Consider the following 13,525-nt stretch of genomic DNA (forward strand, 5'->3'; position numbering starts at 1 on the left):
GCACCCTCGCCCGACAGGGTAAGCGGTGGGTTAAGGCCGGGCCGGCGCTTCGACTTGGCCCTGGACCGGGCCCTGGACCCGGTTCCGGATCCACCCGGCGATCGCGTCCGCCACGGCGTCGCTGTTCGATTCCAGCATCATCATGTGGCCGTTGCCGCGGATGCCGTGGTCGGCGAGCGCCAGCCGGTCCGGCTTCGCGCCCGCCTGAGTCAGGAAGGCCGCCGTGCAATCGTCCATGGTGGCCCGGAACGACGCCTCGGCGGTCACGATCACCGCCGGCACCCGGGCGAGGTTCGGCAATCGGCGCGCGGGCTCGGCCTGGAGCCAGCAGCGGATCCTGTCGGGCGCGGCGGCGCTCTCCGCCTGAACCACCGTCAGGTCGGCCGGGCCGCTCACCGGCGGCTCGAAGTGCAGCGGCACCCGGGTGATGCCGTAGGGCCGCGCCCGCGCCTCGCCGACGCGCTCGTACCAGTCCGCGCCGCCCTTGAAGCGGATGTCGTAGAAGGTCGGCCCGTTCGGCTCGACGGCGACGTGCGCCTTCACGAGGTCGGGCCGCTGATCCGACACCGCCCAGCCGAAGACGCCCGCCTGCGAGTGCGTCAGCAGGATCGCCGGGCCGATCTTCTCCAGCAGGGCGATCAGCGCCGGGTCGACCAGTTCCTCGCTCCGCAGCGCGCTGGCGATGTAGGGCACCTGGGAGAGGTAGAACTGATCGAAGGCGGCGTTGCCGCGGATCCCGGCGCCGCCCGGCCACTGCGTGTGGAGCTTCGCCTGCGGGTAGAGCGCGGAGCGCTCCTGCCCGGTGAACACCGTCTCCAGATCCTCGGCGGGCAGGCGGGCGTAGGGGCCGTAGGTGTCCGGGTCGCCGCCCGAGCGGCCGCGACCGACTTGGTCGACGACGTAGACCGCGAAGCCCTGCGCGGTGAAGCGGTCGGCCCAGCCCGGCCGGCCGTCGGGCGTCCCGAGGAAGTTGGTCCCGGTCTGGGCGGTGCCGTGCACCAGGACGATCGGGTAGGGCTGCGTCACCCGCTCCGGAACGCGGTACTCCACGAACATCTGGCCGGATGCCGTCGTCTTGCCGCCCGCGGTGGCGTAGCGGCCGCCGACGAAGAAGTAGCCCGCGGGCTGCGTCGGCCTGAACGGCCTGTCGGCGGCACCCGGCTCGGCGGCCCCGGACGGGGATGCAATGGCGAGACAGAGCAGGGCCAGCGCCCCGGCGGCGGCGTTCCTGAACATGGCGTCCTCCCGCGGGCGTCTGGCGCGCCCGGCGGGAGGCATATCAGCGCGAAAGTCCGGCCCGGTCCAGCCGGGCGGCCGATCAGGCGTGGGCGAGGCGCGGCTTCTTCCCCAGCGCCTCCTCGACGGTGCCCGCGCCGTCGAGATAGCCGTGGACCTTGGGGTTCGGCATGATCAGCGAGGCCACGAAGGCGATCGCCATCAGGACGGTCACGTACCAGAAGAACGTGCTCTCCATGCCGGCGTCCTTGAACCACAGGGCGACGAACTCGGCGGTGCCGCCGAAGGTGGCGTTGGCGATCGCGTAGGAGAGGCCGACCCCGAGCGCCCGGACGTTGGTGGGGAACAGCTCGGCTTTCACGATGCCGCTGATGCCCGTGTAGAACGACACCACGGCGAGCCCGAGGGTGATCAGCGCGAAGGCGAGGTAGGGGTCCTTGTTGGTGCCGAGGGCCGTCATCAGCGGCACCACCATGAGCGTGCCGAGGCCGCTGTAGAGCAGCATGTTCGCCTTGCGGCCGATCTTGTCGGAGAGCGCGCCGAAGATCGGCTGGATGATCATGTAGACGAACAGCACCACCGTCATCGTCTGCGAGGCCGAGGTCTTCGGCATACCGGCGGTGTTGACGAGGTACTTCTGCATGTACGTCGTGAACGTGTAGAAGCTCAGGGAGCCGCCGGCCGTGTAGGCGACCACGACCAGGAACGCCCGCCAGTGCTTGGCCAGCGCGGCGAAGGTGCCGGCGGTCTCCTTGTCGCTGCTGTCCTTCGTCTCGGCCAGGGAGCGCCGGAGATAGAGCGCGACGACCGCCAGCGCGGCGCCGATGAAGAACGGGATGCGCCAGCCCCAGGCGGTGAGTTCCGGGCCGGTCATCACCGTCTGCAGCAGAACCAGGACCAGCGAGGCGAGGAGCTGGCCGCCGATCAGCGTGACGTACTGGAACGAGGCGAAGAAGCCGCGCTTCCCCTTGATCGCCACCTCACTCATGTAGGTCGCCGAGGTGCCGTACTCGCCGCCGACCGACAGGCCCTGGAGCATGCGCGCGAGCAGCAGCAGCACGGGCGCCAGCGTGCCGACATGCTCGTAGGTCGGCAGGATGCCGATCAGCAGCGAGCCGAAGCACATCATCAGCACCGAGATGACCATCGAGGTCCGGCGGCCGACCCGGTCGGCGATGCGCCCGAACAGCCAGCCGCCGATCGGCCGCATGAAGAAGCCCACCGCGAAGATGCCGGCGGTCTGCAGGAGCTGACTGGTCGAATCGCCCTTCGGGAAGAAGGCCGGCGCGAAATAGAGCGCGAAGAACGCGTAGCAGTAGAAGTCGTACCACTCGACGAGATTGCCCGACGACGAGCCGACGATCGCCCAGATCCGGCGCTTGCGGTCCGCAGCATCATCGAGGTCGCTCGGTGCGATACCGATCGTATCGTCGCGCGAGGCGGACATGGCGTCTCCGTCGATCAATCTTGGTGCCGGCCGAGGCCGGTCTCTTCTTGGTGCGGCGCGACGTTACAGGTGACGCGCCCGATCGCAAGGCCGTGATCCGACTTAGCCGAGGACAGCGCAGGGCGGTGTCACCGGCCGCGGGTCCACAGTGCCGCGGGAGGGAACGGTTCGCCTCAGGACCCCGTTGCGGGCCGGCGTGGGCGTCGATGGCGTTCCGACCACCGCAGGAGGAAGAGGCCATGAAGCGAGTTCTGAGAGACGCGGTCGCGGCCGCCATCGTCGTCGCCGGCGCGGCGACGGCGTTCGCGCAGGGCGGCCCGGGCGGCGGAGGGGCCGGACCCGGTGGTGCGGGCGGCGGCGCCGGCGGCCCGGGTGGTGGGGCCGGAGCGGGCGCGGGTCCGTCCGGCGGCGGCCCGGCCGGCGGCCCTGCTGGCGGTGCCGGCGGCGGGATGAGGGGCGGCGCGCCCGAAGGCGGGGCGATGCGCGGTCCCGGCGGTGCCGAGGGTGGGCCGCGCGGCGCCGAGGGACCGGGTCGCCCGGGCGGCGCGGCCGAGCGCAACGGACCGGCGGACCGGGGCGGCGCGGCCGCGAATCCAGGTGCGGGCGACCGCGGTGCGGGTGAACGCGGTGCGGGTGAACGCGGTGCCGGCGATCGGGGTGGCCGCGAGCCGGGTGCCGGACCCGAGCGGGGCAACCGCGACGCGGCCGGTCCCGAGCGCGGCCGCGGTCCGGCCGGCGAACGGGACGGCCGTGCCGGTGCCCGCGACCGGGGCGCCGTCCGCGGCGCTGTCGGCCGCCTCGACACCCGCCAGCGGACCGAGTTCCGCAGCTCGATCACCCGTCTGGGCGTCTCGCCGCTCCGGGACGTGGCGTTCGGCCTCGCGGTGGGCACGGCGATCCCCCGCTCGGTCACCCTCCACCGGCTCCCACCGGCGATCATCGAGCTGGTGCCGGAATACGAAGGCTACGACTTCGTCCTGGTGCGCGACGACATCGTGATCATCGATCCCGACACCTACGAGATCGTGGACGTGATCCCGGCCTGATTCAGGCGAAACGATAAGGTCGGCGCCGGGCGGGCCTTCTGCCCGGCGCCCGCTAGAGCTGCTGCCGATCGTGTCGCCACGGTTTGCAAGGCGACTCGGCTCGAGACAGTTGCACCGTGCCCCCTTTCCGACACGGGAGAGGGGACCCGCGCCCCGTTCGGCACGGGCTCGGCGATCGCCTCCGTCCCAACCCGACCAAGAACGGCACTACCGTCCGCCGTCCAGGAGCTTCGACACCACGCGCGCCGTGTAGTCGACCATCGGCACGATCCGCGCGTAGTTCAGCCGGGTCGGACCGATCACGCCGACGACGCCCACGATCTTCTGCGAGCCGTCGCGGAACGGCGCCGCGATCAGCGAGGATCCGGACAGCGAGAACAGCTTGTTCTCCGAGCCGATGAAGATCCGCACGCCCTCGCCGCCCTCTGCGCGGGACAGGAGATCGATCACGTCCTTCTGGGTCTCCAGATCGTTGAACAGCAGGCGGATCCGCTCGAGATCCTCGACCGCGCGCAGGTCGTCGAGCAGGTTGGCCTGCCCGCGCACGATCAGCTGGCGGGCCTCCGTCGGTCCGACCGGCGTGGCGAGCCCGGCGTCGACGAGGCGCTCGGTGATCGCGTCGAGCTCCCGCTTCATCGCCTTGCGGCCGGCCTCGATCTCGGCGCGCAGCGTGCCCAGGGTGCGGCCCTGCAGGCGCGCGTTCAGGAAATTCGTCGCCTCCTGGAGGGCGCCGGCCGGCAGGCCCGCCGGCAGGTCCACGAGGCGGTTCTCGACCGAGCCGTCGTCCGAGACGAGGATGACGAGGGCGCGGGCCGGATCGAGGCGCACGAACTCGATGTGCTTCAGGTTGACGTTCGCCTTGGTGGTCAGGACGACCCCGGCGCCCCGGGAGACGCCGGACAGCATGGTCGAGGCCTCGGCCAGGGCCGAGTCGAAGGTGTGGCCCGAGGCGGCGGCGCGCATCTGCGCCTCGATGCGCGCCTGCTCGTCCTGGCTGACGTCGCCGAGCTCGAGCATCGCGTCCACGAAGAAGCGCAGGCCGAGCTCCGTCGGCAGGCGGCCCGCGGAGGTGTGCGGCGCGAAGATGAGGCCGGAATGCTCCAGATCCGCCATGACGTTGCGGATCGAGGCCGGCGACAGCGCCATCGGGAGGATGCGCGCGAGATTCCGGGAGCCGACCGGCTCGCCGGTCGTGAGGTAGCTCTCCACGATCTGCCGGAAGATCTCCCGGGCGCGCTCGTTGAGGGCGGCGAGCGCCTGCATCGCTTGGCCGTTCGAGAAGTTGGGACTGGGGTGTGTCACGGGGTCATCCTGTGGTCCGATCATGTCCAACCGTCCCGCGCGGATCAATCCGTACGGCGATGCTTGCCCGCGGTGGCGCGGCGGCCTAAGAGCCCGGCCCTCGACACTCTCGACAGAAGGGGCCCGCGATGCGGCCTTCCAAGCGTGCCGCCGACGAGTTGCGGCCCGTGAGCCTGGAGCGCGCGGTCTCGCGCTACGCCGAGGGCTCCTGCCTCGTCAGCTTCGGCAACACCCGTGTGCTCTGCACCGCGTCGCTGGAAGAGCGCGCGCCGCCGTGGCTGCGCGGTTCCGGCAAGGGCTGGGTCACGGCCGAGTACGCCATGCTGCCGCGTGCGACGCACGAACGCACCCGCCGCGAGGTCGGTTCCGGGAAGCCGTCGGGGCGGACCCAGGAGATCCAGCGACTGATCGGCCGTTCGCTGCGCGCCGTCACCAACCTCCCGGCCATGGGCGAGCGCCAGATCACGATCGATTGCGACGTGATCCAGGCCGACGGCGGCACCCGGACGGCCGCGATCACGGGCGCCTGGGTGGCGCTGCACGATTGCTTCGCCTGGATGCGGACCCGCTCGATCATCTCCGTCGATCCGCTGCGCGACCACGTCGCCGCCGTTTCTTGCGGCCTGTACAAGGGCACGCCGGTCCTCGACCTCGACTACGCCGAGGATTCGGCGGCCGAGACCGACGCCAACTTCGTGCTCACCGGCCGGGGCGGCATCGTCGAGGTGCAGGGCACCGCCGAGATGGAACCCTTCACGCAGGAGCAGCTTCTCGAGCTCCTCGGCCTCGCCCGCGCCGGCACCGAGCGGCTGGTCGCCCTGCAGAAGGAGGCCCTCGCGTGAGCCGCCGTCTGACCGGGAAGGTGGTCATCGCCACGCACAATGCCGGCAAGCTCGCCGAGATGCGCGACCTGCTCGCGCCGTTCGGGATCGAGGCGGTGTCGGCGGGCGAGCTCGGCCTGCCCGAGCCCGACGAGACCGGCACGATGTTCGCCGAGAACGCGGCGATCAAGGCGCGGGCGGCGGCCGACGCCACCGGGCTGCCGGCCTTCGCGGACGATTCCGGCCTGTGCGTCGACGCCCTGGACGGCGCGCCGGGCATCTTCTCGGCCCGCTGGGCCGGCGCGACCAAAGACTTCACCGGCGCGATGGCGCGAATCTTCGCCGAACTCGACCGGCGCGGGGCCGCCGAGCGCCGGGCGCACTTCGTGTCCGCCCTCGTGCTGGCTTGGCCGGACGGGCACACCGAGCTGTTCGAGGGACGGGTCTTCGGCGACCTTGTCGCCGCGAAGGGCTCCGCGGGCTTCGGCTACGACCCGATCTTCCGGCCGGACGGCCACGACCGCACCTTCGGCGAGATGAGCGCCGAGGAGAAGCACGGGGTCGACTGGCAGCAGGGGCGGGGCCTGTCGCACCGGGCGCGGGCCTTCGTCGAGCTGAGCCGCGCCTGCCTCGCGCCCGGCGCCTGATTGCCAAACGGCGCGCGGGCGCTCACATGCCCGCCATCATGTCATCGACCGGCCCGGACCATCCGACCCGCGACGCGGGCTTCGGGATCTACCTGCACTGGCCCTTCTGCGCCGCGAAGTGCCCGTACTGCGACTTCAACAGCCACGTCCGCCACGCGGGCGTGGACGAGCCGCGCTTCCTGGCAGCCTTCCGCGCTGAGATCGGCCACACCGCCGCCCGCACGCCGGGCCGGACCGTGACCAGCATCTTCCTCGGCGGCGGCACGCCCTCGCTGATGCAGCCCGCGACCGTGGCCGGCCTGCTCGACGCGGTGGCGGAGCATTGGGCGGTCGCGCCGGACGCGGAAGTGACCCTCGAGGCCAACCCGTCGAGCGTGGAGGCTGGCCGCTTCCAGGGCTACCGCGCCGCCGGGGTCAACCGGGTGTCGCTCGGGATCCAGGCCCTCGACGACGCCTCGCTGCGGACCCTCGGGCGCCTGCACGACACCGCGCAGGCGCTCGGCGCGATCGCCCTGGCGCAGTCGGCCTTCGCGCGGACCTCCTTCGACCTGATCTACGCGCGGCCCGGACAGACGCCGGACCTGTGGCGGGCTGAGCTTAACGACGCGCTCGCGCGGGCCGCCGAGCACCTCTCGCTCTACCAACTCACCATCGAGCCCGGGACGCCGTTCCACGGGCTCGCCGCCACCGGCAAGCTGGTGACGCCGGACGACGAGGTCGGTCGCGCCCTCTACGACGTCACCCAGGAGCTCTGCGCGAAGGCCGGCCTCCCGGCCTACGAGATCTCGAACCACGCGCGGCCCGGAGCGGAATCGCGGCACAACCTGCTCTACTGGCGCTACGGCGAGTATGCCGGCATCGGTCCGGGCGCTCACGGACGGCTCGTGACGGGCCGGGGCCGGGTCGGAACCGTGACGGAGCGGTCGCCCGAGGCGTGGCTCGCCCGCGTCGAGGCCGAGGGCCACGGGATTGTCGAGACCGAGAGCCTCTCGGCCGCCGACCAGGCCGACGAGTTCCTGGTGATGGGCCTGCGCCTGCGCGAGGGGATCGATCCCGACCGCTACGCGGCGCTCAAGGGCCGGCCCCTGAACGGCAACCGCATCGGCATGCTGATCGGGGACGGCCTGCTCGAGCGGCTGCCGGGCGGCCGCATCGCCGCCACGGCGCAGGGGGCGCCGGTGCTCAACGCCCTGGTCGCCGAACTCGCCGCCTGATCAGATCGCCGGCTTGGCGAGAACCCGGGGCGCCGGGCTGACGGGCGTCGCGGCGTTGTTGCGGATCTCGTAGACGGCGAGGGACCGCTCGCTCTGACCGTCCGGCCGGAACCGGAACGTCCCGTCGACGCCGGCGAAGCCCAGGCCGTTGGTCAGGGTGGCCTCGGCGAAGCGCTGCGAGCCGTAGCGCCGCGACAGGGCCGCCGCGAGCAGCACCGCGTCGTAGGCGAGCGAGGCCACCCGCGGCGGGACGGCGCCGAACCGGGCCTGGTAGCGCGCGCTGAAATTCGAGAAGCCGACGCGGTCCGGCGCGGCGAAGCGGCCGCCCTGGAGGGCCGGCAGCGCGAACAGTGACGGCTCGTTCCAGAGGGCGGTGCCGAGGGGGCGCACCCGGGCCGGCGAGAAGCCCGCCTTCGTCAGCGCGGCCGCCACGGCGGGCATCGCGTCCGCGGTCTCGGGGATGAACAGCGCGTCGGCGGTGGCGCCGGGCCCGGCGATCACTCGCGCGAGCCGCTCGACCGCCGGGCCGGGCGCGCCGGCCGGGTAGCGCTCCACGGCGGCGACGCGCGCGCCCTTGCGGGCGACGACCTCCCGGAACGCCGCCTCGACGGCGTTGCCGTAGGCGGTTTCGGGGATCAGCGCCGCGAAGGACCTCTTCCCGCCCGCGACCGCGTCCTCGACCACGCGGTCCACCTCCGGCTGCGGCAGGAAGCTCAGCAGGTAGACGCCCTGGTTCGCCACGGTCGCGTCCGTGGAGAAGCCGATCACCGGCTTGCCGGCGGTCCTGGCGACGGCCGCGGCGGCCTGGACGCTGCCGGCGAAGAGCGGGCCGAGGACGATCTCGGCGCCCTGCCGCAGCGCCTCCTGGGTCGCCTCCCGGGCGCCGTCCGGACTGCCCCGGTCGTCCTCGACGATGAGCGTCAGGTCGGGCTGCTGGGCCTCGTCGTAGGCGAGCTGCGCGGCGTTGCGCATGGCGGCCCCCACGGTCGATCCCTGGCCGGTCAGCGGCAGCACCAGGGCGACCTTCACCGAGCCCGCCCCGATGCGCCCGCTGCCACCCGCGGCCGGCATCGGCGCCGCGGGCGCGGTGCCCGGTGCATCCGGCACGGCGGCCGGCGGTGACAGCTCGGCCTGCGGCCCGGTCGCGCGTCGCGCGAGGTCGCTGCCGACGCAACCGCCGAGCGTGAGCAGGATCGCGCAGAGCGCGGCGGTCTGGGCGGTGACACGCACGAGACGGTCCCGCGCGCTTGTCGGGCGCGCCATGGCGCGTACTCCTTCGGGCAGGCTCCGCAGCCTGACCGGCGGATTCTCAAATGTAAACGCGGCGGCGGGGACTTGCCCCCCGGCCACGCGGCCTCGCCGCGACGAGAGGCGACCAGTGTGGCAAGATCGCCGGTGATGACCCGCAGATTCGACGACCCGGGGGCCGCCGCCCCGACCCGAGCTCCGTCCCCGAAGCTCGCCCCCGACCGCCCGCGCAGCACGACCTTCACGGCCTTCGGCCTCGCGAGCGAGACCGAACCCCTGTCGCCGGGCCTGCACATCGTGGCGACGCCGATCGGGAACCTGCGCGACATCACCATCCGGGCGCTGGCGACGCTGGCGGCCGCCGACGCGGTCCTGGCCGAGGACACCCGCGTCACCCGGAACCTGCTGGCGCATTACGGGATCACGACGCCGCTGCTCGCCTATCACGAGCATTCCAACGACGCGGTGCGCGAGCGGATGGTGGCGCGGCTCACCGCCGGCGAGGCCCTGGCGCTGGTCTCGGATGCCGGGACGCCGCTCGTCTCGGATCCCGGCTACAAGCTGGTCCAGGCCGCCATCGAGGCCGGGATCGCCATCACGCCCGTCCCGGGGCCGTCCGCGGTGATGACCGCGCTGGTCGCGGCGGGCCTGCCGACCGACCGGTTCTTCTTCGAGGGTTTCCTGCCGCAGAAGGCCGGAGCGCGGCGCAACCGCCTTGAGGCGCTGATCCAGGTTCCCGGCACCCTGGTCCTGTTCGAGTCGCCGCATCGCCTGCCCGACATGCTGGCCGACGCCGCCGCGGTGCTCGGTTCGGAGCGGCCGGCGGCCGTGACCCGCGAGCTGACCAAGCTCTACGAAACCATCCGGCGCGATACGTTGGGCAGCCTGAGCGCGCGCTTCGCCCAGGAGGGACCGCCGAAGGGGGAGATCGTGGTGATCATCGGTGCGGCGACGGCGCCGGAGCGCAGCGCGGATTCGGATGCCGCCCTCGACGCCCTGATCCTGGCGGCGCTGGAGCGGCACTCGATCAAGGATGCCGCCAGCCTCGTGTCCGACGAGACCGGTCAGCCGCGGCGCCTCGTCTACACCCGCGCGCTGGCGCTGGCGCGGGACCAGGGATGACCGGGGCCCTGCCGGACCGGACCGGCCGGCGCCGCGCCGCCTACCGGCTCGGCCACCGCGCCGAGTGGCTGGCGCTCGCCGCGCTGATGCTCAAGGGGTACTGGCCGATCGGCCGGCGCGTGAGCGTCGCGGGCGGCGAGATCGATCTCGTCGTCCGGCGCTGGAAGACCGTCGTGTTCGTGGAGGTGAAGGCGCGGGCGCGCCGCGACGATGCCCGGGAGGCGATCGACGCCGCCAAGCGGCGGCGGTTCTCCCGCGCGGTCCGCGCCTGGATCGGACGCAATGCGTGGTGTGCCGGGTCGACGTTCCGGGCCGACGCCGTGTTCGTCGGATCCCGCACCTGGCCCGCCCATGTCGAGCGGGTCTTCACCATCGAGGGTCTCTGACGAGCGGCCCGAGGCCGCCGGAGCCGACGCGCCGGGTCTCAGTCCCGAGCGGCGCGGATCGCCCCGATCAGGGTCCGCTTCAGGTCAGCCTGGCTGAACGGCTTCTGGACGACGGGCCTGTCGCGGAACGGCTCGCGGATGCCGGCACCGCCGTAACCGGTCGAGAAGACCAGCGGCAGGTCGCGCTTGGCGATGGCCTCGGCCACCGGGTAAATCGGCTCACCCGCCACGTTCACGTCGAGAATGGCGACCTCGAACGCTTCCTGCGACGCCATCTCCAGCGCGGAGGACAGCCGCGCGGCCGGCCCGACCACGGCGCAGCCGAAATCGAGGAGCATGTCCTCCAGCAGCATCGAGATCGCGGCCTCGTCCTCGACGACGAGAACACGGACGCCGTTGAGGACGTCGTCGTTGGGGTCAGCAATCACGCCGGGCCGTCTTCCCTTCGAATGCCCCCGTCGCCGGGGATCTTGCCATGCGGCTGGTCACGCCTTGCGCACCGCGTGAGCAGCGTCCGGACGGGTGAACGCGGCCCGAGGGTCAGCCCGCGAGACAACCTGAGGCGTCGCCCGTAATGCGCAATGTGTCAAGCGTTCCCGGCCCGTTCCGACACCCAAACCGGGCGCTATGTTAACCGATGATACATTTTTGTGCGGGCGGCTTCGCGCGGGCGTATGCGAGTGTCGCCGCGCGGCCGCTTAGTCGTCCTTGAAGCTGACCTTGGCGCCCCGTGTCACATGCGCGGCGAGGTCGCGGGCGTTCCAGTTGGTCAGCCGGATGCAGCCATGGGACTCGGTCTTCCCGACCTTCTCGGGCTCCGGCGTCCCGTGGATCCCGTAGCTCGGGATCGCCAGGTCGATCCAGACCAGTCCGACCGGGTTGTTGGGGCCCGACTGGATGATGAATTTGTGCTGCGCCTTCACGCCCTTGAACGCGTATTTCGGGTTGTAGGTATAGTCGGGATCGAACGCGACGCCCTTCACCTTGGTCTCGCCGCTCGGGGCCGGCTTCTCTGCACTGCCGATCGACGCCGGATAATAGGCCACGAGCTTGCCGTCGGCGCTGTAGGCGCGGACGTCGCGGCTCGTCTTGTCGACCTCGATGCGCTCGACCTTCGGTTCCTGAGGCAGGTCCTTCCCCTTCGGCTTGTCCGTGCCCATCGGGTCCACCGCCGCGACCGCGATGGTCGTGCCGGCCTTGTCGAGGGGCTTGCCGGGATTGAGCGCGCTGACGAGGTCGCGGCTCATGTGGAAGCGCTCGGCCAGCATCTCGCGGGGATTGGTGTAGCCCATCGACTTGAGCTCGGCCTGCTCCTCCATCTTGGGCGGGATCCGCTCGACGTAGGGGCCCACGGCGTCGGCCTCGGAGAGCGTGTAGTCGGTGACGGCGGGCTTGTCGCTGGTCGCCTGGAGCTTGTCCCAGATCTCGGGCGTCAGGTCCTCGCCGGCAGGAAGCCCCTGGGCCACCGCGAAGGCCGAGAGGGCGTGCCGGTAATTGTCGCCCTTCCGGCCGTCGATCGCTCCGGGATAGAAGCGCGCGCGATCGAGCAGCACCTGGGCCTTGACGATCAGCGGATCGGGCCTCTCGTCCGACGACTTGGCCCGACGCGCCTTCTCGGACTTCGTGCCCTCGGTCCTCCCGGCGCCCGGCTCCGCCAGCGTCGCGGCGTTCACCGCCTCGGCGGTCAGCGCCGGCGGCTGCGCCGTCTCGGCCTTCCGGCCCTTCCCGGTCCGGGCAGCCGCGCCGTGCGCGGCCAGACAACTCGCCAGGAGAGCCACGCAGACCGGCCGCCAAGGTTTCGGGATCATCGCCGTCGTCATTCCGGGGAGCGGGCGCGCTCCCGAGCCGAGAAATGCCGGATCTGCGGGAACGTTCCACTTCGCTCTACTGGCACAGGCGGTGACCGCCGTTACGCTCGCGCTCGTCGAGGTGGAAATGGTTGGCGTGGGCGGCGTTCGAGCCCGGGCCGAGGACGGTGCGGAAGAAGCCGCAGGCCTTGGCGCGCACCGCGCCGAGGAACTGTGCCTCCTCGGAACCGTCCGGCATCGCCTTGACGGGGATGCTCGCGCGCCCCGCGAAAGCGAAGCCCATGATGTCGGCGGCGTTGGCGAAGGCGTGCTCGCTGAGCTTGGCGTCGACGTCGTGGTTCTGTCCCCGGCAGACATAGGAACCGCCGAGTTCGAGCGCGGTCAGCGGATGCTTCAGCGTTCGATCGGCCTCGATCTGCACCTCCGTGACCCAGCGCGCCAGCGCCTCGGCGGTTCGGCAGGTCAGCGTGGCGCCCTGCGGCAGCGTCACGCCGTCGGCGAACTTCGTCACCTTGAGCGGCAGCGGCGCGGTGCACTGGCCTTCGGAGATCGGCGGCAGCGGCTCGAACTCGACCCCGAGACGCTTGAGGCGCGTCCGGCAGGCGGAATCGTCCGGCGGTGTCACCTTGAGCGCCAGGGCGGCCGCGCCCGACAGCTCGGGCGGCCGCGCGGGCGGCGCTGGCGGCGGTGAGGGGATCTCGGGCTTCGCTGTCTCCTTCGCTGTCTCCTTCGCGGGTTCCTTCGGGGCTTCCTTCCCGGCTTCCTGCCCGGACTCCGGCGGCTGGTCCCGGCCATTCTCCCTCGACGGCTCACGGGCTAGGTCCTTGCTCGGCTCCTTGCTCGGCTCAGCCGCGGCAGGTTTCAGCTCGGGCGGCCGCGCCGGCGGCGTCGGTGGCGCCGGCTCGGCGACGGGCGGCTTCAGCGCCTCGGGGCGCTCCGGCGGTAGGGGCGGGGGCGTCGGCACCGTGGCCGCCGGCGTTTCGACGGCGCCGACCGGCGTGGCGGAGAGGGCGAGCCCCGCGGCGAGGGCGCCGCCCGCCAGGAGCGTCGCGGATCGGAGGATCGACAGGCTGCGTCCCGGCATGGGGCCTCGAAGCGTGGGCGTTGGCCTCTACAACGGGCGAGACGCCATTCGGATCGCCCGGACCCGGTTGACGGCCGCGCCGATCGGACCACTGTCTTCCGGATCGCGCCGGCACACCCCATGTCGGCGCACCTGCGGCGCGGACGATCGCGCCGTCGCGTGGA

13 protein-coding genes are annotated in these 13,525 nt (G+C 72.2%); 6 read left to right on the plus strand and 7 right to left on the minus strand.

From position 1 onward, the window contains the following. Positions 1–30 precede the first annotated feature (30 nt). Positions 31–1,236 (minus strand): alpha/beta hydrolase, encoded by a 1,206-nt coding sequence (locus ASG32_RS16985; protein ID WP_056528370.1) that lies wholly within the window; start codon positions 1,234–1,236, stop codon positions 31–33. A gap of 82 nt (positions 1,237–1,318) precedes the next feature. Continuing rightward, entirely contained in the window at positions 1,319–2,683 is a 1,365-nt protein-coding gene (locus ASG32_RS16990; protein ID WP_056528373.1) for an MFS family transporter, read from the minus strand. Positions 2,684–2,922: 239 nt separating this feature from the next. Here ASG32_RS16990 and ASG32_RS16995 point away from each other — a divergent pair, with 239 nt between their 5' ends. Then, complete coding sequence (locus ASG32_RS16995) at positions 2,923–3,729, plus strand: DUF1236 domain-containing protein (RefSeq protein ID WP_056528376.1); 807 nt, start codon at positions 2,923–2,925, stop codon at positions 3,727–3,729. 207 nt (positions 3,730–3,936) lie between these two features. Here ASG32_RS16995 and hrcA read toward each other — a convergent pair whose 3' ends face one another. Further along, positions 3,937–4,992, minus strand: a complete 1,056-nt coding sequence (gene hrcA / locus ASG32_RS17000; RefSeq protein WP_020091867.1) for a heat-inducible transcriptional repressor HrcA — start codon at positions 4,990–4,992, stop codon at positions 3,937–3,939. Between the two features lie 167 nt (positions 4,993–5,159). Here hrcA and rph point away from each other — a divergent pair, with 167 nt between their 5' ends. From rph to hemW, 3 genes are read left to right on the plus strand one after another with little or no spacing between them, the layout of a single operon-like run. Beyond that, positions 5,160–5,873: a ribonuclease PH gene (gene rph, locus ASG32_RS17005; RefSeq protein ID WP_056528382.1), complete on the plus strand. Its 714-nt coding sequence runs from the start codon at positions 5,160–5,162 to the stop codon at positions 5,871–5,873. Beyond that, positions 5,870–6,499, plus strand: a complete 630-nt coding sequence (gene rdgB / locus ASG32_RS17010; RefSeq protein ID WP_020091869.1) for an RdgB/HAM1 family non-canonical purine NTP pyrophosphatase — start codon at positions 5,870–5,872, stop codon at positions 6,497–6,499. The genes rph and rdgB overlap by 4 nt, the downstream gene beginning before the upstream one ends. Before the next feature lie 26 nt (positions 6,500–6,525). Beyond that, complete coding sequence (hemW, locus tag ASG32_RS17015) at positions 6,526–7,713, plus strand: radical SAM family heme chaperone HemW (protein ID WP_199866131.1); 1,188 nt, start codon at positions 6,526–6,528, stop codon at positions 7,711–7,713. Here the strand turns inward: hemW and ASG32_RS17020 are convergent, their stop codons facing one another. Then, complete coding sequence (locus ASG32_RS17020; protein WP_056528385.1) at positions 7,714–8,976, minus strand: penicillin-binding protein activator; 1,263 nt, start codon at positions 8,974–8,976, stop codon at positions 7,714–7,716. It abuts the gene before it with no gap. 135 nt (positions 8,977–9,111) lie between these two features. On the opposite strand from ASG32_RS17020, the gene rsmI reads away from it, so the two are divergent. Both rsmI and ASG32_RS17030 read left to right on the plus strand, forming a co-directional pair. Then, complete coding sequence (gene rsmI / locus ASG32_RS17025) at positions 9,112–10,083, plus strand: 16S rRNA (cytidine(1402)-2'-O)-methyltransferase (RefSeq protein WP_056528388.1); 972 nt, start codon at positions 9,112–9,114, stop codon at positions 10,081–10,083. After that, complete coding sequence (locus tag ASG32_RS17030; protein WP_056528391.1) at positions 10,080–10,469, plus strand: YraN family protein; 390 nt, start codon at positions 10,080–10,082, stop codon at positions 10,467–10,469. The genes rsmI and ASG32_RS17030 overlap by 4 nt, the downstream gene beginning before the upstream one ends. Before the next feature lie 38 nt (positions 10,470–10,507). Here ASG32_RS17030 and ASG32_RS17035 read toward each other — a convergent pair whose 3' ends face one another. The 3 genes from ASG32_RS17035 to ASG32_RS17045 all read right to left on the minus strand — a co-directional run bounded on the left by ASG32_RS17035 (position 10,508) and on the right by ASG32_RS17045 (position 13,361). Next, complete coding sequence (locus ASG32_RS17035; RefSeq protein ID WP_012319888.1) at positions 10,508–10,897, minus strand: response regulator; 390 nt, start codon at positions 10,895–10,897, stop codon at positions 10,508–10,510. A gap of 270 nt (positions 10,898–11,167) precedes the next feature. Beyond that, positions 11,168–12,277 (minus strand): L,D-transpeptidase, encoded by a 1,110-nt coding sequence (locus ASG32_RS17040; RefSeq protein WP_056529258.1) that lies wholly within the window; start codon positions 12,275–12,277, stop codon positions 11,168–11,170. Between the two features lie 76 nt (positions 12,278–12,353). Next, entirely contained in the window at positions 12,354–13,361 is a 1,008-nt protein-coding gene (locus ASG32_RS17045) for an extensin family protein (RefSeq protein WP_082557922.1), read from the minus strand. Positions 13,362–13,525: the final 164 nt, after the last annotated feature.

The organism is Methylobacterium sp. Leaf361 (assembly GCF_001424445.1).
GTDB lineage: Bacteria > Pseudomonadota > Alphaproteobacteria > Rhizobiales > Beijerinckiaceae > Methylobacterium.